At 51.2% G+C, this 24015-nt stretch carries 23 protein-coding genes; 4 read left to right on the forward strand and 19 right to left on the reverse strand.

Annotated elements, in window-relative coordinates; translation table 11 throughout:
* Positions 1-261: 261 nt before the first annotated feature.
* A complete protein-coding gene (locus PsW74_RS00185; protein WP_082596611.1) occupies positions 262-1182 on the forward strand; it encodes a DMT family transporter in 921 nt (306 codons plus the stop codon).
* A gap of 66 nt (positions 1183-1248) precedes the next feature.
* Here the strand turns inward: PsW74_RS00185 and PsW74_RS00190 are convergent, their stop codons facing one another.
* The 17 genes from PsW74_RS00190 to ruvC all read right to left on the reverse strand — a co-directional run bounded on the left by PsW74_RS00190 (position 1249) and on the right by ruvC (position 19995).
* Positions 1249-2295 carry a M20/M25/M40 family metallo-hydrolase gene (locus tag PsW74_RS00190; protein WP_063290210.1) on the reverse strand — a complete coding sequence of 349 codons (1047 nt, stop codon included), beginning with the start codon at positions 2293-2295 and terminating at the stop codon, positions 1249-1251.
* A gap of 143 nt (positions 2296-2438) precedes the next feature.
* Complete coding sequence (gene serA, locus PsW74_RS00195) at positions 2439-4037, reverse strand: phosphoglycerate dehydrogenase (RefSeq protein WP_063290211.1); 1599 nt, start codon at positions 4035-4037, stop codon at positions 2439-2441.
* Positions 4038-4166: 129 nt separating this feature from the next.
* A complete protein-coding gene (locus tag PsW74_RS00200; protein WP_063290212.1) occupies positions 4167-5339 on the reverse strand; it encodes a phosphoserine transaminase in 1173 nt (390 codons plus the stop codon).
* A 282-nt stretch (positions 5340-5621) separates the two neighbouring features.
* The gene (locus PsW74_RS00205) at positions 5622-6413 is read right to left on the reverse strand and encodes an outer membrane protein (RefSeq protein ID WP_057461973.1); all 792 of its coding nucleotides are present in this window, start codon (positions 6411-6413) and stop codon (positions 5622-5624) included.
* A gap of 268 nt (positions 6414-6681) precedes the next feature.
* A complete protein-coding gene (gene glmM, locus PsW74_RS00210; protein WP_057461974.1) occupies positions 6682-8031 on the reverse strand; it encodes a phosphoglucosamine mutase in 1350 nt (449 codons plus the stop codon).
* A gap of 255 nt (positions 8032-8286) precedes the next feature.
* Complete coding sequence (gene ftsH / locus PsW74_RS00215; RefSeq protein WP_063290213.1) at positions 8287-10209, reverse strand: ATP-dependent zinc metalloprotease FtsH; 1923 nt, start codon at positions 10207-10209, stop codon at positions 8287-8289.
* 270 nt (positions 10210-10479) lie between these two features.
* Positions 10480-11805, reverse strand: coding sequence for a tRNA lysidine(34) synthetase TilS (gene tilS, locus PsW74_RS00220; protein WP_063290214.1), 1326 nt, complete (start codon positions 11803-11805; stop codon positions 10480-10482).
* A complete protein-coding gene (gene ybgF / locus PsW74_RS00225) occupies positions 11789-12676 on the reverse strand; it encodes a tol-pal system protein YbgF (RefSeq protein WP_063290215.1) in 888 nt (295 codons plus the stop codon). Before ybgF ends, tilS begins: the two co-directional genes overlap by 17 nt.
* 218 nt (positions 12677-12894) lie before the next feature.
* A complete protein-coding gene (gene pal, locus PsW74_RS00230; RefSeq protein WP_063290216.1) occupies positions 12895-13377 on the reverse strand; it encodes a peptidoglycan-associated lipoprotein Pal in 483 nt (160 codons plus the stop codon).
* A 140-nt stretch (positions 13378-13517) separates the two neighbouring features.
* The gene (gene tolB / locus PsW74_RS00235) at positions 13518-14882 is read right to left on the reverse strand and encodes a Tol-Pal system beta propeller repeat protein TolB (RefSeq protein ID WP_063290217.1); all 1365 of its coding nucleotides are present in this window, start codon (positions 14880-14882) and stop codon (positions 13518-13520) included.
* A gap of 28 nt (positions 14883-14910) precedes the next feature.
* Complete coding sequence (locus PsW74_RS00240; RefSeq protein WP_063290218.1) at positions 14911-15846, reverse strand: hypothetical protein; 936 nt, start codon at positions 15844-15846, stop codon at positions 14911-14913.
* Between the two features lie 6 nt (positions 15847-15852).
* Complete coding sequence (gene tolR, locus PsW74_RS00245) at positions 15853-16311, reverse strand: protein TolR (RefSeq protein ID WP_057461980.1); 459 nt, start codon at positions 16309-16311, stop codon at positions 15853-15855.
* A 3-nt stretch (positions 16312-16314) separates the two neighbouring features.
* Positions 16315-17100: a protein TolQ gene (gene tolQ, locus PsW74_RS00250; RefSeq protein ID WP_063290219.1), complete on the reverse strand. Its 786-nt coding sequence runs from the start codon at positions 17098-17100 to the stop codon at positions 16315-16317.
* Between the two features lie 245 nt (positions 17101-17345).
* Complete coding sequence (gene ybgC / locus PsW74_RS00255) at positions 17346-17807, reverse strand: tol-pal system-associated acyl-CoA thioesterase (protein WP_063290220.1); 462 nt, start codon at positions 17805-17807, stop codon at positions 17346-17348.
* Positions 17808-17816: 9 nt separating this feature from the next.
* Positions 17817-18863 carry a Holliday junction branch migration DNA helicase RuvB gene (gene ruvB, locus PsW74_RS00260; protein WP_063290221.1) on the reverse strand — a complete coding sequence of 349 codons (1047 nt, stop codon included), beginning with the start codon at positions 18861-18863 and terminating at the stop codon, positions 17817-17819.
* Positions 18863-19477: a Holliday junction branch migration protein RuvA gene (ruvA, locus tag PsW74_RS00265; protein WP_057461983.1), complete on the reverse strand. Its 615-nt coding sequence runs from the start codon at positions 19475-19477 to the stop codon at positions 18863-18865. The genes ruvB and ruvA overlap by 1 nt, the downstream gene beginning before the upstream one ends.
* Positions 19474-19995: a crossover junction endodeoxyribonuclease RuvC gene (gene ruvC, locus PsW74_RS00270; protein ID WP_082596616.1), complete on the reverse strand. Its 522-nt coding sequence runs from the start codon at positions 19993-19995 to the stop codon at positions 19474-19476. The genes ruvA and ruvC overlap by 4 nt, the downstream gene beginning before the upstream one ends.
* A gap of 123 nt (positions 19996-20118) precedes the next feature.
* Here ruvC and PsW74_RS00275 point away from each other — a divergent pair, with 123 nt between their 5' ends.
* From PsW74_RS00275 to PsW74_RS00285, 3 genes are all read left to right on the forward strand, one after another.
* Positions 20119-20874: a sulfite exporter TauE/SafE family protein gene (locus PsW74_RS00275; RefSeq protein ID WP_063290222.1), complete on the forward strand. Its 756-nt coding sequence runs from the start codon at positions 20119-20121 to the stop codon at positions 20872-20874.
* Positions 20875-21061: 187 nt separating this feature from the next.
* Complete coding sequence (locus PsW74_RS00280) at positions 21062-21823, forward strand: sulfite exporter TauE/SafE family protein (RefSeq protein WP_208987758.1); 762 nt, start codon at positions 21062-21064, stop codon at positions 21821-21823.
* Positions 21824-21953: 130 nt separating this feature from the next.
* Positions 21954-22451, forward strand: a complete 498-nt coding sequence (locus PsW74_RS00285) for an Lrp/AsnC family transcriptional regulator (protein ID WP_057461985.1) — start codon at positions 21954-21956, stop codon at positions 22449-22451.
* Positions 22452-22455: 4 nt separating this feature from the next.
* On the opposite strand, the gene PsW74_RS00290 is transcribed toward PsW74_RS00285, so the two are convergent.
* Together PsW74_RS00290 and PsW74_RS00295 are read right to left on the reverse strand one after the other, a co-directional pair.
* Positions 22456-23040, reverse strand: a complete 585-nt coding sequence (locus PsW74_RS00290; RefSeq protein WP_063290223.1) for a hypothetical protein — start codon at positions 23038-23040, stop codon at positions 22456-22458.
* 158 nt (positions 23041-23198) lie between these two features.
* Positions 23199-23942, reverse strand: a complete 744-nt coding sequence (locus tag PsW74_RS00295) for a YebC/PmpR family DNA-binding transcriptional regulator (protein WP_057461987.1) — start codon at positions 23940-23942, stop codon at positions 23199-23201.
* Positions 23943-24015 lie beyond the last annotated feature (73 nt).

Below are 24015 nucleotides of genomic sequence, written 5' to 3' on the forward strand. Positions count from 1 at the left end.
GAGACAACATAAGAAACCCCGGCGTAAGAGCCGGGGCGCAGTTACAGCGCCTTATAATCTGTCAATCTCTTAAATACGAGCCCTTTTCCTTCAAAATTAGGCCAAGACTGTAATTTTTGCGATCAGAGTGAACCTCTGTTGATTGTTTTACTCGCAAATCGGGTGGTACAGGCACAACAGCAAGTGATATTACTAGCGTAAGTTCCAATTTCTCATTTTTTGCAATTCCTGCAAGAAATTTCACTAAGTTGAATACGCTTTATGAACGCACAAAAACTTGACTGGCTGGGCTGGTCTATTCTTCTATTGCTGGGCACCCTGTGGGGCAGCTCATTCTTTTTTGCCAAAGTCGCACTAACAGAAATTGGCCCCATCACTCTGGTCTTCCTCCGAGTAGGAATTGCTGCGGTGGGCATGTGGGGCTTCCTGTTCATCACAAAACAAACCATCCCGCTTTCTGCAAAATGGATTGGCAGCTTCCTCCTCCTCGGGTTCATAAATAATGTCGTCCCCTTCTCGCTCATCTTCTGGGGTCAGCAATACATCGCAGCCGGACTGGCATCCGTTCTCAATGCCTTCACCCCAATCTTCACAATGCTTGTCATGCAGGTGTTGAGTAACGAAGAAAAGTTGACCGCGACCAAGCTCGTTGCCGCCATGATTGGAATTATCGGAGTGGCAATCATGGTTGGCAGTGATACCCTGAGTGGAGCCAGCGGTCAGATCCTGCCACAGCTCGCAGTTTTAGGGGCAGCTTTATGTTATGCCTTCGGTGCTGTTATCATTATGCGCCTGCGTAAACTGCCACCTGCTGCACTGGCAACGGGCCAGCTCACAGCCTCCACAATCCTGCTGATACCCGCAGTCCTCTATTCGGCACCAGCCGAGCAACTGATGCAGGCCTCAGCGATGACCTGGGCAAGTGTCCTCATCCTCGCGCTGGCATGCACTGGGTTCGCCTTCATTTTGTACATTCAGCTGTTCAAACTCGCCGGAGCCACGAACGCGGCCTCCGTAACACTGGTTATCCCGGTCAGCGCGATTCTGCTGGGTGCGATCTTCCTCAATGAACGGCTGGAAACCAATCACTGGATCGGTATGGCCGCTATCTTCACCGCCTTGCTGCTCATTGATGGCCGGCTCACCCGCAGATTGACAGGAAAAGCACAGGCACCCGCCTAACAAAAAGCCTCCAGCCCTATCGTAGGTAGGATCTGGAGGCTTCTTATTAAGCAACAGCCTGCGGTGTCAGCAGCGCTTCAGATAAGCAGCCAGAATATCGCGTGCAGCAAGAAGATCACTCTTATCAATCATCTCGGTAACTGTGTGCACATAACGAGTGCCAACCATGATACCGACTGCTTTAGCACCAGCAGCCGCCTGCTGAGCAGCAGCCCCATCCTGTCCGCCACCCTTCAACATGGTGCGCTGGTACGGAATCTCTTCCTCAATAGCCAGATTTTCGATTTCTTTTACAAGCTCCAGATCGGCAATGAACCAGCCGTCCTTCACGTGAAGCCCAAAACCTTTACCTTGCTCAGTCGTTTGATCTTGCTCTGGCACCCCAGGCGTATCGCAAGCAAGCGTGATATCAACACCGAGGCCGATATCTGGTTTAATGGCATAGGCCGCAGTCTTCGCTCCGCGTAGCCCAACCTCTTCCTGGCAGGTAAACGCGACATAGATTTCGCAGGTATGATCCGCATCCCCCAGCGCACGCATAGCTTCAATACCAAGCCAGCATGCGACCCGATTATCCATCGCTTTGGAGACAACTTTTTCGCCCATCTCAATCAGCGGCTCATCAAGAGTGACCATGTCACCTACTTTGACCACCTCCTTGGTCTTCTTACCAAGGCCAAGATCGATGATGAACTCAGTGACTTCAGGGATCTTTTTGCGCTCTTCAGGCGGAGCAGTGTGAACTGGTCGCCCAGCCGGATTCATCACCGCCTTCAGATCACCCTCATCTGTGGAGACCAACACACGACGGGAGAAGAGATTGCGTGCATCAAAACCGCCAACCGGCTGTACATAGACAAAGCCTTTCTCGGTGATATGCGAAACAAGGAAGCCAATCTCATCCATATGGCAGAGCAGCATAACCTTTTTTGGCTTCTCACCATTTTCAGGCGCGTTGCGTGCATCACGGCGGCAGATAAGAGACCCCATGGCATCCGTTTGAACATCATCAAACAGGCCTTCAATCTCTTTCAGAATAATCTCGCGTACTCGATGCTCATGTCCAGGAACGCCAGGGGTTTCGCAGAGGCGGCGCAGCAGATCAATATTCATAATAGCTTTCTACTTCGAAATGGAACCAGTCTGCATCATGGCGCCAAGTGCAAAGATAAGCAATTTCCACTAGTCACATGACCACCGGAAAAAGAAAAGGCGGCCCGAAGGCCGCCTTTTCCTAATCTATTCCCAAAAATAGCTTAGCCCTGTTGAGGGAAATGCAGAAGTTTCGCCTGGTTCACCTGCGCAATCGCAGCGATTTCATCCACGGTCGTCTCAGCAATTTCGCCATCAATCTCAACAAGACAGATCGCTTCTTCACCTTCAACCTTACGGCCAAGGTTAAACGTCGCAATGTTGATCTTCGCATCACCAAGAATGGAGCCCAGCTGACCAATAAAGCCCGGCTTATCCTGGTTGGTCACATAAAGCATGTTCTCGCCAAGTTCTGCTTCCATGTTGATGCCTTTGATCTGAATGATACGCGGCTTCTGATCACCAAACACCGTACCAGCAACAGAACGTTCCTGACGCTCGGTGATAACAGTTAGGCGAATGTAGTTCTCATAAGCACCATGCTGTTCACGGCGAACATCTTCAATCACAATGCCGCGCTCTTTAGCAACTTCAGGAGCAGAAACCATATTCACAGTCTGCAGCAGAGGACGCAGAACACCTGTAAGTGCAGCGGCGGTCAAAGCCTTGACGTTCATTTCTGCAACATCGCCTTCGTATTCAATACGAACAGCTTTGATGCCTGTCTCTGTCGCCTGACCAGCAAAGGAACCAAGCTGCTCCGCCAGTTTCACAAATGGAGCAAGGCGTGGCGCTTCTTCCGCAGTAATAGACGGCATATTCAGAGCATTAGAAACAGCGCCATTGACCAGATAGTCAGACATCTGCTCAGCTACCTGCAGCGCAACGTTTTCCTGAGCTTCAGAAGTGGAGGCACCAAGGTGAGGCGTACATACGAGGTTTGGAGCACCAAACAGAACGTTCTCTTTAGCTGGTTCTACAGTAAACACGTCAACCGCAGCACCCGCAACCTTGCCACTGTCCAGCGCAGCACGCAGAGCATCTTCATCAACCAAACCACCACGGGCACAGTTGATGAGGTAGACACCATCTTTCATGGTCTCGATTGCATCCGCATCAATAATGTTACGGGTACGATCAGTCAGCGGAGTATGCAGTGTAATAAAGTCAGCGCGCTTAAAGAGGTCTTCCAGTTCAACCTTCTCAACACCAAGGTCGATAGCACGTTCATGAGACAGGAACGGATCGAACGCAATCACCTTCATTTTCAAACCGATAGCGCGATCCGCAACGATAGAACCAATGTTACCGCAGCCAACCAGACCCAATGTTTTTGAGGTGACTTCGTTACCCATAAAGCGGGATTTTTCCCACTTGCCAGCCTGCGTGGAAACATCAGCAGCCGGGATCTGACGGGTCACTGCAAACATCATCGCAATCGCATGTTCAGCAGTCGTGATGGCATTACCAAACGGCGTGTTCATCACAACGATACCCTTGGCAGTCGCTGCCGGAATATCAACGTTATCGACACCAATACCAGCGCGACCGATAACCTTCAGGTTAGTCGCCGCTTTGATGATTTTCTCTGTTGCTTTGGTTGCGGAACGGATCGCCAAACCATCATATTTACCAATGATTTCAGCGAGTTTTTCTTTATCCTTGCCAACGTCTGGCAGGAAGTCGACATCGCAACCGCGTTCTTTGAAAATCTGAACTGCTTTATCAGAGAGCTTGTCGGAAATAAGAACTTTAGGAGCCATCGGGCTAACCTTTCAAGTCAACGAAGGTACCCTCCCATTCATGTGTTGCGGGAGCCAGATACACTTCTTGCGTCAGGTTAACCGGTCACACAGGGCGACCGGAACTTTTTCGTTCAAAAAAAAGGAATTTTAAGCAGAAACCAGCTTTGCTTTTTCTGCAGCAAAAGCATAATCCAACCAGGGAATAAGCGCTTCTACATTGGCAGTTTCAACCGTCGCACCACACCAGATCCGAAGACCAGACGGCGCATCGCGGTATGCTCCAATATCGAATGCCACTTCTTCTTTGTCGAGCAGGTTCACGATCGCTTTGGCAAATGCAGCTTGCGCTTTGTCATCAAGCTTCGTGATTTCCGGATCAACAATCTTCAGACAAACAGAAGTATTGGAACGGGTTGCCGGGTCTACTGCCAGGAAGTCAACCCAATCAGTTTTCTCAGCCCAAGTGGTGATTGCAGCGGTATTTGCATCAGCACGAGCGATCAGTGCTTTCAGACCACCCAGTTCTTTGGCCCAACCCAAAGCATCCAGATAATCTTCAACGCAAAGCATACTCGGCGTGTTGATGGTAGCGCCCTCAAATACACCATCGATCAGCTTGCCACCTTTAGTAAGGCGGAAGATCTTTGGCATCGGCCATGCAGGCGTATAGCTCTCAAGGCGCTCAACAGCACGAGGCGACAGGATCAGAATGCCGTGAGCAGCTTCACCACCCAGCACTTTCTGCCAGGAGTAAGTTACAACATCCAGCTTATCGAATTCCAGCTCCTGCGCAAAAGCAGCAGAAGTCGCATCGCAGATGGTCAGGCCTTTACGGTCTGCCGGAATAAAATCACCATTCGGCACTCGCACACCAGAGGTGGTACCGTTCCAGGTGAAGACCACATCGTGGTCGAAATTTATAGAGTTGAGGTCTGGCAACTCGCCATAGCCAGCTTCAATCTTGCGTGCATCCGCAAGCTTGAGCTGCTTCATGACATCGCTAACCCAACCGGACCCAAAGCTTTCCCAGGCAACCATATCAACTGGGCGCGCACCAAGCAGCGACCAAAGTGCCATTTCTACGGCACCTGTATCAGAAGCAGGAACAATTCCGATTTTATAATCAGCAGGCACTTCGAGGACTTCACGCGTCAACTCGATAGCTTCTTTCAGCTTCGCCTTACCAATCTTTGCACGGTGAGATCTGCCAATAGGCGCATCTGCAAGGATTGCAGGTGTCCAGCCCGGACGCTTGGCACATGGACCCGAAGAAAAGTTCGGGTTTACCGGTTTTGTGGCCGGCATTGTCGTATTCGTCATAATGACTACCCTTTCAGATAGGTGCCCCTCGTTGGGGAGGGGTGTCCCACCGACGGGTCTATGCGAAACGACTTATCTCGTCAACAAATGTTTTTTTGTAGAGCAATATTCAATCAATTAAACGCTGCGTACGATTAGATATATTTTGCATATCCACCCAGTGGATAACCAATCTTTCAATTCCGCATATCCTCTAGTTTTGCTCAAAAAAAGAGCCTGTCGCAGGACAGGCTCTTGAAAGTTTTGCTCAGAAGTTAAACTGGAGACGCACCAGTCTGTGACCTAATATTTTGTGACGATCGGCTGGTCATAACCACCATTGGAAGACCCACCAAATTCATAACGCAATCCAACACGCACTTCATGCGCAGCAAGATTGTCATACTTGATACCGGAGGTCTTACCATTGCTGGAGAACGACTTTGTCTTCACCGCACCAATGTTCAGATAGCGGTAACCTGCATCAATTTTCCAGTTATCATCGATCTCATAGGACGTACCTGCCATAAGAGCCCATGAGAAATTCCACCAATGTCCTTTTGGATATTTGACTCTGGTACCATCTGGATTGATCGCACGGACATTCTTTGCGTTCACGTAAGATGCGCCAACACCGGCTCCAACATATGGAGTGAAGCCATTGTAATACCCTAGGTCAGCATAGACATTCCAAAGAACAGTCCAGACATCGAGTGTCGCAAACTCATCTGAGGTGCCGGAGGTACTACAAGTACCAATACACTCAGCTTTTGCTGTAAAGTCAGCATCCCATTCATAGTCCAGTGTCACATCTGTGCGAATGAAATCATTCACACGATAACCAACACCAACACCAACAATTCCCGTTGGCTCTAATTCTTCATCATTGAATTTGATATGGGAGAATTTCGCTTTTGGATTCTGATAGACTTTGTAGCCGATATCACCACGTAGATACCACCCACCACCGATTTCCACTTGTGGGAGCTCTGGCTCTTCTACGAATACAGGTGCTGGGAGGTCGGCTGCATAAGCAAAACCAGACGAAACCAGCGCAGCTGCGCTCAATGTCAGCACCTTACTAAAATACTTCATGCTTATGTCCCCTCAAACGGCACCTGTCACGCGAGATGATTGCCCTTGATTAAAACCTAAGCACTTTCTACAGAGAAAGAATTACCTATAAATTAACCAGTATTCTTAACCCTAATATTTATTATTAACAAACAACTAACAGACACAAGCCAAGCAAATGCTAGAAAGTTAATTTACATTTACTTATGCACCCCTCAGATTTCAAATCAAAGAAAGCGGACATCCCAAGATACCCGCTCTCAAAACTCGATAAATTAAATAGTTTCAGCTAGCTAGCTGCAGCCTTTTTAACTGCGTCAACAATGCTATCAACCACCTTGTTCAGAAGATTTGCATCATCAGCCTCACCCATCACACGAATGAGCGGCTCGGTACCAGAAGCGCGAATAACAAGGCGACCCTGTTTACCAAGCTTCTCTTCTCCAACCTTAATAACCGCTTTTACAGCCTTATCATCGAGAGGTTTACCACTCGCATAGCGCACATTCTTAAGGACCTGAGGCACTGGCACGAATCGGTTACAAACCTCTGAGACCGGCTTCTTCGTCTTCTTCACGCAAGCAAGAATCTGTAATGCAGCGACGAGGCCATCACCAGTCGTACCAAAGTCAGACATCACAATATGGCCGGACTGCTCTCCGCCAACATTGAAGCCACCTTCACGCATCCGCTCAACAACATAGCGGTCACCAACTTTGGTACGTTCAAGAGAAAGGCCAAGCCCTTTCAGGAAACGCTCCAAACCTAGATTCGACATCACGGTCGCAACGATGCCTGGCGCCGAGAGACGGCCATCTGCTTTCCAGGATTCAGCAATCACGGCCATCAGCTGATCTCCATCAACCACCTTGCTGTTTTCATCCACGATGATCACACGGTCTGCATCACCGTCCAGCGCGATCCCGATGTCCGCCCGAACTTCATGAACCTTCTTTGCAAGTGCATCTGGAGCAGTGGAACCGCAGTCCTTATTGATATTGAAGCCATCCGGATCAACACCCAATGGGAACACTTCTGCACCCAACTCCCAAAGGATCTCTGGAGCAACCTTGTAGGCAGCACCGTTTGCACAATCGATCACGATACGCATGCCATTCAAGTTCAGATCACGCGGCAAGGTGCGCTTTGCAAACTCAATGTAGCGATCCTTCATGCTATAAATATGCGTGGCGCGTCCCAAAGTGTCCGGTGCTGGCAAGCTTTGGTTCATATCACTGTCCATGAGACGCTCAATCTGAAGTTCGACCTCATCAGACAACTTGAACCCGTCAGGACCAAAGAACTTGATCCCGTTGTCTTCGAATGGATTATGGCTGGCAGAAATCATCACACCAATGTCAGCACGTAACGAACGTGTCAGCATTGCAACCGCTGGCGTTGGCATCGGGCCAAGCACAAAGACATCCATACCCATCGCAGTAAAGCCAGCGACGAGCGCGTTTTCAAACATATAACCAGAAAGGCGCGTATCTTTGCCGATAACCACGCGGTGCCGGTATTTACCACGACGGAACACCACACCAGCAGCCATTCCAACCTTCAGCGCAACTTCCGCGGTCATTGGCCACTTGTTTGCAGTACCGCGCATCCCATCGGTGCCAAAGTATTTTCGCGACATTTAATGTTTTCCTGAACTCTCAAATGCGGAGCGTATCGCTCACGATAAATCTAATTGAAATGGTGATACACGTTTGCCCTTGCCTGGTCCTGTCAAATGATGTGTCCAAATATTACGGTTCACCCGCAATTTGCCGCAGCAGCAAAGCCGATTTTTCATCAATGCAAAAAAGCCAAACAGTTGAGCCCGATAGCAAATGCCCGACTGAACAGCCGGGCATTTTATTCTTTAAAGCGCCATCAAGAAGACTGGCTGTTAGCTCTGAGGCTGTGGGTTAAGCCCATCAGAAGCTTCACCGCCGTGCTTCTTTCCGCCTGCGGTGGGCACGCCAGTAGAGCGCGGAGTAGATGGACTATCATCACCGGTATCACGCACAGGCTGCTCACCATCAAGCATCTTGCGGATTTCATCACCGGAGAGCGTTTCATACTCCAACAAGCCCTGAGCGATCAGATGCAACTGATCTTCATGCTCTTTCAGAACCTTATTCGCGGTCTCATAGCCCTGATTGACGAAGCTTTTTATTTCTGCATCAACCATTTTCTGGGTTTCATCAGAAACATTCTGACTCTTCGCAACAGAGTGACCAAGGAAGACTTCTTCCTGGTTTTCGCCGTAAAGCAACGGGCCGAGCTTATCGGACATACCAAACTGCGTCGCCATAGCCTTTGCAAGCTTGGTTGCCATCTGGATATCGCCGGAAGCGCCAGAAGTAACTTTCTCATAACCGAAAATCATTTCTTCAGCCACACGGCCACCCATAGCAACAGCAAGGTCAGCTTTACACTTCGCACGGGTCAGAGAAACCTGATCTTTCTCAGGCAACCGCATCACCATACCCAGTGCACGACCACGCGGAATAATCGTTGCTTTGTGTACTGGATCAGACGCAGGCATATGCATCGCAACCAGTGCGTGACCAGCTTCGTGATAAGCCGTCAGCTTCTTCTCTTCTTCGGTCATGACAAGCGTACGGCGTTCCGCACCCATCATCACCTTGTCTTTAGCATCTTCAAACTCGGCCATGGTGACCAGACGCTTGGAGCGGCGCGCTGCAAGAAGCGCAGCCTCGTTCACAAGGTTCATCAAGTCAGCACCAGAGAAACCAGGCGTACCGCGAGCAAGTGTATGCACGTTTACATCTGGAGCCAATGGCACTTTACGCATGTGAACTTTGAGGATCTTTTCACGGCCAGTGACATCTGGATTTGGCACAACAATCTGACGGTCAAAACGACCTGGACGCAGAAGCGCAGGATCAAGCACGTCAGGACGGTTAGTCGCTGCGATGATGATCACACCTTCATTCGCTTCAAAACCATCCATCTCAACAAGGAGCTGGTTGAGGGTCTGTTCGCGTTCATCGTTACCACCGCCAAGGCCTGCACCACGGTGACGGCCAACAGCATCGATCTCATCGATGAAGATGATGCATGGGGAGTTCTTCTTCGCCTGTTCGAACATGTCACGAACACGAGAAGCACCAACACCAACAAACATTTCAACGAAGTCAGAACCGGAAATGGTGAAGAACGGCACGTTTGCTTCACCTGCCACTGCACGAGCGGTCAAGGTTTTACCAGTACCAGGAGGGCCAACGAGCAGCACACCGCGAGGAATACGACCACCAAGACGCTGGAATTTCTGCGGGTCACGCAGGAACTCAACAATCTCCTGAAGATCTTCCTTCGCTTCATCAATGCCTGCGACGTCTTCAAACGTCACACGGCCAGACGATTCGGTCAGCAGTTTCGCTTTAGACTTACCAAAGCCCATAGCTTTGCCACCACCACCTTGCATCTGACGCATCACAAAGATCCAGATACCAAGGATCAACAGCATCGGTAGCCATGAAATCAAGGCTCCAAAGAGAGAGAAGCTCTCGGAAGGTGGCTTTGCGTTAATCAAAACGCCTTTGGTTTGCAGCACATCAACATATTTGGCATCACTAGGCGCATAGGTCTGGAAAGTACCGCCATTGCTGTATTTGCCGGTAATCTGTTGTTGTTGAATCGTGACCTCACGCACATCACCCTGCTCAGCTTGATTGATAAACTGAGAATAAGCGATTTCATTTGTATTGCTTCGTGAGGTCGGATTCTGAAAGAGCTGGAACAGCGCTATCAGCAACAGACCGATAATCACCCAGAGGGCAAAATTCCGGAAATTGGTGTTCATTTCGATCCCTTTACCGCAAGGTGGCGGCGATCCTCGCACGTGTCTCTGTCAAGATCATAGCGAGCCCTAATGGGCTTTCTACGTTTTCCTGAGAATGACACAGATTCTTTCTCAGTTTTCTTAAGGCCAACGGAATTTTGCCGGTTACCCCTGAAAATTCAGGATTGATGCTCCGTTAATTCCGACTTTACCAGCCCAGACGTTCAAGTTGCATTCCTCTAAAGCATAAATGCATAGATTTAACAGAACGCCAGCAAAACCAAGATTTATTCAAAATGTTCTGCTCACTGGGACCATCGAAATCCCGTAGGTCCTCGATCTTACATCAGCATCAGCTGTTGTTCGACCAATCTTCTTCCAAGGCATGTAGGATACCCCACCAGCAAAAACAATAAGCGGAGCTGTCAGAAATGCTGTTTTCAGCCAGTTAGCAGGAATTTCTAGCTCAAAATCTCCACAAAGCTCTTTCTGAACATAAGTGATTTTGAAGCTTTCTGCAGAATACGCCGCTTTATAACGCCAGCGATCATCCCATATTCCCTCATCTCCCGGCTTAACTTCAATCTCAGGCAAGCCAGCCCTACCGGCCTCTCGAAAGCAAAACCAGGTAGATTCGTCATGCGGTTTCGCCAGCGCAAACCTGACCCCACCTAGGGTAGCTGCCCTGCTCCCATCTTCTGCTTTCAGAGTCTCATAAAGTCCCTCAAGCTTGGCAAGGCGCGGCATATAAGGAGCACCGGAAATGTAGCGGACGAGCCGCCCAACCAGCCTCAAGCCAATTTCATCGGGAATGTACTCCAGACACGAACTGTCGAAACGGACGGGTCCGGCACTATGAAACGTGCAGGATTTCTCAGCAACTTCATCCACCCAAACATCAATCGCATCAGCAGCACGGGCCATGCGTCGCGCCGTGTCGGAAAGCTTCGCCGCAGTCAACCCAAGTTCGTCGAGCTCTTGCTGCGCTTGTCGAAATTTTACACGCGTAAACTGCTCATCTTCATTAGAAGGATCTTCAAACCATGGCACCTGGGCAGAATGCAAAAGCGATTTGAGCCGAACCTTGCTGATTTCGAGCAGTGGACGGCAAATCTGAAATCCATCCAACTCGCGGTCCTTACGAATACACGCAAGACCATAAACCCCACTGCCCCGCGCCAGACGCGTCAAAAACGTTTCTGCCTGATCTTCCAGATGATGGCCTAGAAAAAGTCCCTCACATCCGTGGTCCTCAGCAGCCTGTCGCAAAAGAGCATGGCGCGCATCCCGGGCTTCCGATTGAATGTTTGAAGACGGTTTCTCACCAATCCAATGTAAGGTCTCATGTGGCACGTCAATGCGCCGGCAATACTGCGCAACGCCTGCAGCTTCGCTGGCAGCCTCAGCACGCAAACCATGATCGACTGTGAAAGCATAAAGTTCAGGAGCAGAAAGCCCCAGTTCCTGCGCCCACTGCTTCAAAAGATAAAGCAGGGCCATAGAATCAGCACCGCCGGACACACCAACGGCGATCCGGCGGAAAGACTTATACTCTCCGAAAAGCTCATTCAGCTCGTCGGAAGAAAAGAGAGCAACTTGATTAGAGGCAGTTGTCACGTTTTTGTTGAACCTTGGCCTGCTCCAGCACAGCAGGGGCTGCAAACTGGAAATTGGCGAGAAGCTGCTCATAAGTCTCACAAGCAGCGGGCGCATTCCCCATACCTGTAAGGGCAGTCCCCAATTTCAGCAAGCTTTCAGGAGCCAGTTCACTCTCAGGAAAATCAGTATAGCTTTTTAGAAAAGCTTGTGCAGCGTTCTCATACTGACGCTGAGCCAGCAGGCTTTCGCCAAGCCAGTGCTGCGCATTCGCAGTCAGCTCATGATCAGGATACATGCCAAGAAAAGTATCAAAACCCTCGGTCGCGGCAGGGTAGTTACCACCTACCATCAGACCATAAACAGCATTGTAGTCCGACTGAGGGTCACCGCTCAGCAGTTCATTCACGCTGCCAGAAAACTGAAGAGAGCCAGAACTTGGTGCAGGCGTGGAACCGGTAGGCGCAGCGTTGTTGCCGCGTGCAATCTGAGAAAGATCCAACGGACCGCTGTTCGTACCCTGTGCAGGCGTATTCAACGTAGAAAGTTGCTGAGACCGATTTGTCGGAGCCGTCGTGCTCGGCTGCTGAACAACAGGAGGCTGGACAACGCGAGGTGTCTGACCCGGATTTTCCAACTGCTGCAGGCGGTACTCAACGTCCTCCTGAGAGCGCCGCAGCGCATCTTCAGTCAGGCGTAGTTTGTGATTGAGCTCTTCAACCTTGCCTGTCAGCAAGCGAACCTGCTCTTCAAGTTGACCAAGGCGAGCAGTGTTCTGTGCGGTTTCATCATTTTTAGATGAACCGAAAAGCTGCGCAGATGCTGGTAAACTTGTAGAGGTTACAAGCGCAAGAACAACAAAGCTTGTTGCAATACGTCGGTAAAGAGCCATCAATTATCTCCTGAGACACCCTACAGGGGCCGGGTCGGAATTTCTCATCTCTTGGCAAGAGGAAAAGACGAAAATAGGGCACACACTCAGTGTTTCTCTCCTATTTGCGGCTTCTCCCCGACCAATTTCCGTTCTCCTACAAGTTTGCAGGAGTTTCAACAAAAAAGGCTCCCCCAATTTAGAGAAGCCTTTTCCATATTTCAGCGAGTCAAACTCAATTACTGACCGTTCAGAACTGTCACAGCACGACGGTTCTGACTCCAGCAGGAAGCCGCATTACAAACCGCAACCGGACGTTCTTTACCGTAGGAAAGAGTCTTGATGCGGGTTGGGCTAATGCCTTTTGCAACAAGGTATTCCCGAACTGCAGCTGCACGTCGCGCACCCAGTGCAATGTTGTACTGGCGGGTGCCGCGCTCATCAGCGTGACCTTCAATAGTAATTGAGTAATTTTTATAGTGCTGCAGCCACTGAGCCTGCTTGTCCAGCACTGCGCGAGCAGAACCATCAATGGAGCTCTGGTTATTGAGGAAGAATACACGATCCCCAACATTCACAACGAAGTCCTGTCCAGAGCCAGCTGCAACAGAACTATTGCCACTGGTTAGTTCAGGGCGTGTCTGCGAACAAGCTGCTGCGACGAGACACACAGCCACCACAGCGGCGAAACGCGCTCCGCGCGCGAACAGCGTCTTTGACATTTATAGAATCTCCTGTCCCTCAAACCCCGAGGGTTAAAAAAGCCCTAGACCAACTTGGTTAAGGGTAACTTGAATTTATTGGTTAATGAAGTGCTAATGCCCCCAAATTCCCGCAAGAAATTAGGGGCTCAGCTTTTTGATTAGTCGAGCAACGGAGACCACGCTGGATCTGAAGCAAAGTTTGGCGTTTGAACCAGCTGTTCATTATAGCCGGTCAGGTCAACCGTCCAGACCTGAGGACCGCCCTGCTCGCCCACGGTATCCCGGAAGAAAGTCAACACACGTCCATTCGGAGACCAGGCAGGTCCCTCGTTGTGATAGCCCTCGGTGAGAATACGCTCTCCCTTGCCATCCGGACGAATAACACCAATCATGAAGCGCCCCTGATGCACCTTGGTAAAGGCAATCAAATCACCGCGCGGCGACCACACAGGCGTTGAATACTGCCCTGGACCAAAGGAAATGCGCGTTGCTCCATTTCCATTAGAATTCATCACATAAAGCTGCTGAGAACCGCCACGGTCACTTTCAAACACCACCTGACTTCCATCTGGTGAGAAGGAAGGACTGGTGTCAATGGCAGCTGTGTTGGTCAGACGCGTTGTCCGGCGAGTACGCAAATCCATGAGATAAAGGTTGGCGTTGCTGCCCTGCTGCAAGCTCATGATGACCTTTTGACCATCAGGCGAGAAGCGCGGCGCAAACGTCATACCCGGGAAGTTACCAAGAACCTCACGCTGTCCAGTTTCAATGTTGAACAGGTAAACCTGCGGATTACCGCCCACATAAGACATGTAGGTCACTTCCTGTGAGACAGGAGAGAACCGAGGTGTCAGCACAAGATCATCACCACGGGTCAAGTAGCGCACATTAGCCCCATCCTGATCCATGATCGCAAGACGCTTACGGCGCGCATCCTTCGGACCGCTTTCGTCAATAAAGACCACACGGGTATCGAAGTAGCCTTTCTCACCAGTCAAACGCTGGTAAACCGCATCGGAAATGATGTGTGCCAGACGGCGCCAGTTTTCCGGTGTGGTGAAGAACTGCTGGCCAATCAACTGCTGACCGGCAAACACATCCCACAAACGAAATTCTGCCCGGATCTGTCCGTTTGCCTGCTGCGCGATAGAACCAGTCACCAAAGCCTGAGAACCAATGGTTCTCCAATCGCCAAAGCGCGGCATGGTGCCTACATTCATTCCCTGCTGAATATGCGCTGTCGGATCAATCGGACGGAACAAGCCCGAGCGCTGCAAATCCGCTGCAACAACTTGAGAAATCTGCCCTGCCACATCTTCCTGCAAGCCGGAACCTGCAAAGGGAGAAATTGCAATCGGCATAGGTTCAACGTTGCCCTGAGTAATATCGAGTTCAATCAGGGCATATGCAGGTTGAGAGATCGCAGCAACAGCAACAGCAGCAGCCACAAGACGACACGCATGACGCCACAGCTGCTTAATTCCTGTTGTACGCATTGGGTTAAGCCCCATCACAAAGGACATAGACCTAAGCTCCTTTCAATCTCAATACCTAGTATCCAAGCATATCGCGAGGATCAAAATTCAAGATGACGGTTTTCCATGCATCATATTTAGCTGCTGGCAGAGAATACGGACCGCAGCGATAGACCGCACGTTCTGCACTGCTTGCAGCAGCTCTGAATGTCGGGTTACTGCTGGAATTCAGAACCTTTATCTGCCCTTCAACTTCACCGGTACGGCTCAAGTTAAACTCTAGGCGAACGTTAAGATCTTCAGCACCAGCGGCACCCACAGGTGGGTTCCAGCACCGGGCAACCTGTCCGCGAAGCGCATCCAGTTCAGACTGGCTCATCTTCACGTTGGTCTGACCCAATTCGGATCCAAGAGAAGCCGGTTTTGCGGACTTTGCAGTCCCGCTCGACTTCGCATTCGTTTTGTTCAGCAAAGCCGCCATCTTCGAGTTAAAGTCTTCCTTCTTCTTCGGCTCTTCCTTCTTCAGCGCTTTAGGGCGCGCTGGAGGCTTTGGCTTAGAACGTGGACGGACTTTAACGACCTGCTTCGGCTTTTCTGTTTTTTCTATTTCAGGACCAAGTTCTGCAGTCTCCGCAGGAGCCTTCTCTTTTGGCACTTCCTTTGGGGCTGGTTCTGGCTCAGCTGGTTCTGGTGGCGGCGGCGGTGTTTCAGCCTGCTGCACTTCCTTTTTCGCTTCCTGAACCTTCTTCACCTCTTTCTTAGCTTCACCGGTCTTTTTCTCCGGCTCTGGCTTTTCTGCAGGCTTCTTGGTCGGCTGCAACGCAGCCTCTTTGATTTCCTTCACTTCTTTTGTGCCTAGCTGCAGCTTTGTCAGCTCGCTCACAGGCACAAGATCCACGGGCAGTGAATCCACCGGGGCAGTGGTCAGCTCTTTACCGAAGTTAAGCGAAACCGCTCCGGCAACAAGCACGACCACGTGAACAACTAGCGATGCGATAAGGCCTGCACGCATTCCCGGTTAACCCTGCTCCTCTAGAGTGACGAGCCCGATGCGCTTGTATCCAGCAGCATTGATGCGACCCATAACTTTCATGATGATTCCATAATCGGCATCCTGATCACCACGCACGTAGATACGCTCGTTGTAACCATTCTCGGCAATCGCACCGAGTTTCGCGATCAACTCATCAATAGGGATTTCGGTATCCTGAATGAACACGCCCCCATCAGACTTCACCGAAATCGCTATCGGCTCAGTGTCACCTTCCATCGCTTTTGCGCGAGTTTCAGGCAGGTCAATCGGCACGCCGACAGTCAGCAAGGGAGCTGCCACCATAAAGATGATCAGCAGTACCAGCATCACGTCCACCATCGGCGTTACGTTGATCTCGCTCATCGGTGCGTGAGAATGCCTGCGGCGACCACGTCTGCCACCTGCACGACCACCACCACCAGCTGCTCCAGTGCTCATACCCATGGGTTATCCTCGCTCATCAATGCGGCGGGACAAAATAGCGGAAAACTCATCTGCAAAGCCTTCCATACGCGCGGCAAGCTTGCCGGAATCACTCTGCAGTTTGTTGTAAGCAATAACCGCCGGAATAGCTGCAATCAGGCCCAGACCGGTCGCAAACAGCGCCTCGGCGATACCTGGAGCCACAACGGCAAGGTTTGTGTTTTTGGAAGCTGCAATGGAGGTAAATGCATTCATGATGCCCCAAACCGTACCAAACAGACCAACAAATGGAGCCGCACTGCCAATCGTTGCAAGGAACAACAGACGCTTTTCAAGCCTCTCAACTTCACGGGAGATGGTCAAATCCATCACGCGGTCGATACGCTGCTGCAGGCTGGCAATCGCAGGCTTATCCCCTTCATGAGAGCGCTTCCACTCACGCATCGCAGCCACAAACAATGCGGACATGCCGTTATTCGCGCGGGAGGATAAAGACTTGTAAAGCTCTTCGAGAGATTGGCCGGACCAGAACACATTCTCAAAACGGTTCATCTGGCGACGAGAGCGACCATACAGAACAATCTTGTCAAAGATAATCGCCCAGCTCCAGACAGAAGCAGCGATCAGACCGATCATTACAATCTTGACGACGATGTCTGCTTCCAGAAACAACGAAATGTAGGACAAGCCCGAACCCGGAGCTGCACTCAGCTCAACAGATTGCACGTCCTGAGCCGTTGCAGCCAATGGCGTCAACAAAGCCGCCGCTGTGCTCATGGCCACAACGAGTTTCATCACCTTAGAGTTCATGTAATAAGGACCTCTTGCCCTGATAACCCAAAGACCTGTCCACGGTAGAACCCCTGCCATGGACACAACCAGTCTATTAAACATTTAGCAGCCTTCCTGCCTGTCGAATTTGGCGAAACTTCGACTACAGCCAGCATTGAAGGCATAAATGAAAAGACCTGTTTAAGGTTACTGAAGGATTAAAAGGTTTCCAGTCCCGTTTACTTTGAATGAATATTGGTGATTTTTCGCGATGATTATCGCGCTTATTCGCCGTTCATTTGGGCGACTAGATCCTTGGGCAATCTGCGTGGTTTCCCGTCCGCAGAAATGGCCACAGCAGTCACACACGCCTTGATCAAAACTTCGTCACCACGCATAACTCTCTGGCTTATAAACATCCGAACACCCTTCACTTCACTGATATCCGTATGAACTTCAAGCACATCATCGATTCGTGCAGGCTTGAGAAAATCAATGTCCATATGGCGAACAGCAAACGCCAGACGCTCCCCATGCATGCCTGAATCCAGTTCATGATGATGCACACCGCGCAGACGCAGCAGCTCAGTGCGGCCACGCTCCATGAACTTCAGATAAGCCGCGTGATAGACGACGCCGGAAAAGTCGGTGTCCTCGTAATACACACGCACAGGCAAAATATGTTCGTTACCGTCAATTCGCCCCGTCAGATCGGGCCAATTTGCCTCAGTTTTTTTAGTGTTCATATCTGCAGGTCAGTCTTCATCGTGTTGAAAAAGAGCCATCTGAGGTGCATTCGGGTTGTCCGGCACCGCCAAACCAAGGTGCTTGAAAGCGATTGGCGTCAAAATTCGGCCACGCGGTGTCCGTTGTAGATAGCCATTCTGGATAAGATACGGCTCAACAATCTCTTCAATCGCATCCCGCGGCTCAGAAAGAGCAGCTGCAATCGTCTCAATCCCAACAGGGCCACCACCAAAGTTCAGTGCAATCTGCTTCAAATAGCGCCGATCGAGGCTGTCAAAGCCAGCGCTGTCCACTTCCAGCTGCCGCAAAGCCCGGTCAGCAAGCCCACTATCAATCTCAGCGTCCCCGGCAACAATCGCAAAGTCCCGCACACGGCGTAACAAACGTCCTGCAATACGCGGTGTCCCGCGGGAGCGCTTGGCAATCTCTCGTGCACCCGCATCACTCATACCGATTCCCAGGAGTCGCGCACCGCGCTTCACAATCAGCTCCAGCTCTTCCGGAGTATAAAACTCAAGCCGAACAGGAATGCCAAAGCGGTCACGCAACGGTGTCGTCAGCAAGCCAATACGGGTCGTTGCGGCCACCAAAGTAAACTTGGCAAGGTCAATCTTCACAGATCGCGCAGCTGGCCCTTCACCAATGATGAGGTCGAGCTGGTAATCCTCCATTGCCGGATACAACACCTCTTCAACCGCAGGGTTGAGACGGTGGATCTCATCAATGAACAAAACATCCCGATCTTCCAGATTGGTCAGCAGCGCAGCCAGATCACCCGCTTTTGCAATCACGGGGCCGGAAGTTGCCCGGAAGTTCACACCAAGCTCACGCGCCATAATCTGCGCCAGCGTTGTCTTACCAAGGCCCGGAGGCCCGACAAACAACACATGATCCAGCGCTTCACTCCGTGCTTTCGCCGCTCCAATGAAAACCTTCAGGTTTTCACGAGCCTGCGCCTGCCCGGTAAAGTCATCCAGCGTTTGCGGACGCGTTCCGCTGTCAATCTCGTCGCCCCGAATTTCAGGAGTAACAAGGCGATCCTCACCCTCATTCATTACGCAAGTTCCTTAAGGCCGAGGCGAATAAGTTTTTCAGCGCTCGCATCTTCACCTGCTGTTTTTACAGCAGCCGCCACAGCGGCTGAAGCCTGAGCAGGCTGATAACCGAGATTGGAAAGAGCCGAGACAGCATCTGCCACAGGCCGGGACGCCACATTTTCCGCAACGCTTTGGGAAACAGCAATGGTGTCATCTTCAACAGAGGCAAAGGCAGGCGCTTTGTCTTTCAGCTCTGTCACGATACGCTCAGCAACGCGCTTGCCAACACCCGGCGCCCGTGTGATCGCAGTCTTATCGCCCAGCGCAATCGCGTTCGCCACTTCAGTCGCCCGCATGATGCCTAAAATGCCCAGCGCAACCTTTGCACCAACACCCTGAACGGTCATGAGAATGCGGAACCATTCACGCTCATTGTCCTCGGAAAAACCGAAGAGCTTGATCATATCCTCACGGACCATGGTCTCAATGGCCAGCACAGCAGCTTCGCCGACACGCGGCAATTGTTGCAACACGCGAGAAGGGCAATGCACCTGATAACAAACACCCTGCACATCCAGCAGTACAAAATCATCGCCGTAACTGTCGACGACACCCTTGAGTTTCCCGATCATTTCAAACGCGCCTCCGCTGCGGCCAGACGGCCCGTTACACTACCCCGGTGATGACTATGGCAGATCGCAATCGCCAGTGCATCCGCCGCGTCGTCCGAATTAAACGTCGCCTTCGGCATCAACACCTTCACCATCATACGGATTTGCTCTTTTTCCGCATGCCCGGTTCCCACCACGGTCTTTTTCACCAGGTTCGGAGCATATTCTGAAACCACGAGATTGTGCAGAGATGGCACAAGCAGAGCGATCCCCCTCGCTTGCCCCAGCTTAAGCGTAGCTCCGGCATCCTTGTTCACAAACGTATTCTCAACCGCAGCCTCGGAAGGATCATAGCGTTCAATCACTTCTTGCAAGCCAGTGTACAACTGCTTGAGCCGTTCTGCGAGGGAGTACTTGCTGTTGGATTGTATCGTGCCGCTTCCAATGAAGCTGACGCGATTACCTCTGGCATCAATAATGCCCCAACCAGTGTTCCTGAGGCCAGGGTCAACACCCATGATTCGAATTGAATGATCCATAGAACAAACCGGTAACGAAAAATCTCCGAAGACGCTAGCCGGTAACCTCAACCAATCGCTTAATCCGTTAAAATTCAGGAGTAATCCACGCGTTCCTGCAAATCCTGCAGGTAAGGACCCGGTATGATTGAAGCATTGTCTGCACACTCCGCCTTGCAGTTGTGTCTGGTGGCTGGAGCCATCCTTTTGGCAGGTTTGATGCGTGGATTTGCCGGGTTTGGTTCAGGTATGGTCTGGATCCCCCTCGCTGCACTGGTCATTGGCCCAAAACTCGCAGCAGCTGCCCTACTCATCCTCGACACCATAGTCGCGCTGCCACTCATTTTCCCGGCAACCAAGCTGTGCCGATGGAAAAGCGTCGTGCCTGCCGCCATTGGAGCGATCCTTGCCGTCTCTTTCGGCGCATGGATCCTCGCCAACGCACCACCCTTTATTCTGCACTGGGGCATATCCATCGTAGTGCTCGCGCTGCTGGCCGTCCTCATGTCCAACTGGACTTATTCAGAGGAACCCAGCCGTAATCAAAATCTCGGTGTCGGTGCACTCTCCGGCCTGCTTGGTGGCTTCAGCCAGATGCCATCCATCCCCATCTACACACTTTGGGCCACCGGCCCCCATCCACAAAACATAATCCGCGCCAACATGATCGTGTTTATCGCGATAGCCGACGTCTCCGCATATGCCTCTTACGCTTACAACGGCCTTTTCACAAAAGAACTCATCCCGGTCCTGATCATCGCAGGTCCAATCTATCTGGGTTGTCTTATGTTTGGTGCGAAAGCCTTCAAAAGCGCACCACCTACGTATTTCAAATGGGCTGCAAAAGGCATCATCTTCCTCGCTGCGGTCGTTTCCCTGCCATTCTTCCACGACCTCTAGCCATACCTGCCTCACTCAATTTCCCGCAGTTTCACAAGGCTAAAGGGCAAATTGCGATGTTCTCCAGAGGGTAATTGAGAAATTCTCGACAATTCCTCCAATTGTCCCGATTGGAGGAAGGCACCTTCGTAACTTATAGTCCGCACAACTAGGAAGCCTAAAACCGACCTTCTCAGCAGAGGCATATATGCTCCCAGACGTCGCAGGACTCGAATCCCCGGCCTTCTTGATGGTGTGCGCAACTATAGCGCTCGCCGGGTTGACCCGTGGGTTTGCCGGCTTCGGAGCCGCGATGATCTACATGCCCATCGCCTCCGCCATTATGGAACCAAAGCTGGCCGCTGCCTCCCTTCTCATGGTCGATGCAACAATCTCACTTCCCATGGTGGTCTCAGCCACCAAAATCTGCGACTGGAGAACGGTTCTCCCCGCAGCAGGTGGGGCAGTGATCACTGTATCTATCGGAGCATGGGTACTCACGAATGCCGATCCCTACGTTTTGCGCTGGGTTCTGTCCGGTGTGGTACTCCTCCTGCTAATCATTTTGATTTCGGGCTGGCGCTACACCAAGGCACCCAACAAGCGCACCTCCTTTGGGGTTGGCGCAGTTTCCGGCCTGCTCGGCGGCATGACACAACTGGCTGGCCCTCCGGTCATCACCTACTGGATGTCTGGCCCCTTGCCCGTCAGCGTTATTCGCGCCAACTTGATCACCTACTTCTTCTTCACCAGTTTCGGCTCATTTGCAGCGTTCTGGTGGAATGGCCTGATCACACAGGAGCTGCTGCTCCTTTCACTCCTGGTCTGCCCGGCATACGGCCTGAGCATCTATTTGGGAGCCAAAGGCTTCTCACTATCAAGCGGTCGCTCGTACCGCGCACTCGCTTATTCACTCATCTTGGGAGCCGCCATCACAAGCATGCCAATTTTGGATGGAATTCTCAGATGACCTAAGACCATACACACACGTTGATAACGGCCACAAGAAGCCAAGAACAACCGACACATCTTGCGAAACAAAGAAAAACAACTTAGTTTCCGCAATAATATCCCTATAAACAGACGAAAAAACCAGATTTATGCCAAAATCATCGCTCGACAAGATTGACCTAGAAATCCTGAAGAATCTTCAGGAGGACGGTCGCCTAACCAACGTAGAGTTGGCAGGTAAAGTTGCCCTATCCCCATCTCCATGCCTGCGCCGCGTCAAAAACCTCGAGGACAGCGGCGTGATCAACGGCTATCAGGCATCCGTGAATCGCAAGACTGTTGGTCTTGGCATGACGGTCTTTGTTGAAATGCGCGTAGGCAAACAAAGCAAAGCGCAGATCATGTCGATCATCGAGCGCGTCACCTCTCAGCCAGAGGTCGTGTCTTGTCATCTGGTCTCAGGTCAGTCTGATATCCTTGCTGAGATCGTTGTCCCAACGCTGGAAGCCTACGACGTCTTCCTCTCTGACTTCCTGATGTCACTGGACGGGGTCGAGGATGTGCGCTCCAACTTTGCAATCCGCACACTCAAAGCAAACGGCGCATTGCCACTACAGCATTTGGAATCCATCATCGACGATGATTAATCAATCAGGAGGCGTCCTCGTTCTTACCTGAGCCGGTAACGATCTGCGCCATACTGACAAGCTCGGAAATTCTGTCCTGAAGGAAGTTGCTGTTTTGAGCGATGAGCAGCATCTGCCTTTGATAAAGGCAGAACAGATACGCACCGACACAAAGCCCCAATCCGATAAAGGAGAGGGGCTGCCCGAGCAAAGCAAGGCCGATGTAGAGCAAAGGTGGGAACACAGTCACAATGACTGAACACAGGGATACCCACCACTCTCCCTTATGAAAACCATTGATCGGCATGGTTAGAATAGCAGCTGTCGCAATCAGACAGCGCTCTTTCATTGTCTGGGCAATGTTCACCGCCTGCCGCAGATAAAGCGCCGTCAACAAGCCAGTTATTGTCAGCACATACGGTGCACTGAGCACACAAAAGCCATAGACCCGCGCCACCAACGGTGCCCTCTCCTCCCAGACACCGGAAGGCGTTTCCAGTACGGCACCAAGAACCAGCAGCGCCGCGTAGGCAATAGCCAGTAAATGTAACCGCCACGCCGAGCCTATGGCATGCTCAATCACGCGAACCTTGTCGTTTTCCTCACTCACGAACCTGCCTCAACCCTGATCATGGTCGCAAAAAGGTTTCACAGAGCCCGAACGAAGCCAACTCCATTGAAATCAGGGGCACCCTCACAAAACAAGCACACAACAAAAAAGGCGGCACGCAAAACGCACCGCCTTTAAAACTTAATCAGAAAACAGGCTTAGCCGAGCTTTGCCATGATTTCCTCTGAGATATCGAAGTTAGAGAAGACGTTCTGCACGTCATCATCATCTTCCAGCGCATCCATCAGCTTCATGATGGTGCCAGCTTTCTCTTCGTTCACTTCTACAAGATTCTGCGGCTTCCAGATGATCTTTACAGACTCAGCTTCGCACAGCGCTTCTTCCAGCGCCTTGGAAACGTCGGAGAGATCCTCGAAGGCACAGATAATGGTGTGGCCGTCTTCATCGCTCTCAACGTCATCAGCACCGGCTTCAATGCCAGCTTCCATGACGGTGTCCGCATCACCAGCTTCAGGCTTGTAAACAAGCTCGCCAACACGATCGAACATGAAAGAAACAGAACCGGTTTCTCCCATGGATCCACCGTATTTGGTGAAGTAGGAACGCACATTTGCAGCAGAGCGGTTTTTGTTGTCAGTCAGGACTTCAACAATAATCGCGGTGCCACCCGGGCCATAACCCTCATAGCGAATCTCAGTATAATCAGCACCTTCACCAGCCTGAGACTTTGCAATCGCGCGGGCAATGTTGTCCTTCGGCATGGACTGGGCCTTCGCGTTCTGCACAGCAAGGCGCAGGCGAGGGTTTTTGTCCGGGTCAGGATCACCCATCTTCGCAGCAACGGTAATCTCTTTGGAAAAGCGAGAGAACAGTTTGGAACGTACAGCATCCTGACGCCCCTTGCGGTGCATGATATTTTTGAATTTTGAATGTCCGGCCATAGGTCTTCCCGGCTTGTGTTTGCAAATAAAACTTATAGCTCAAAGGAGCGCTCACCAAGCCGCTGATAGCTTG

The organism is Pseudovibrio sp. W74 (assembly GCF_001623085.1).
Lineage (GTDB): Bacteria > Pseudomonadota > Alphaproteobacteria > Rhizobiales > Stappiaceae > Pseudovibrio.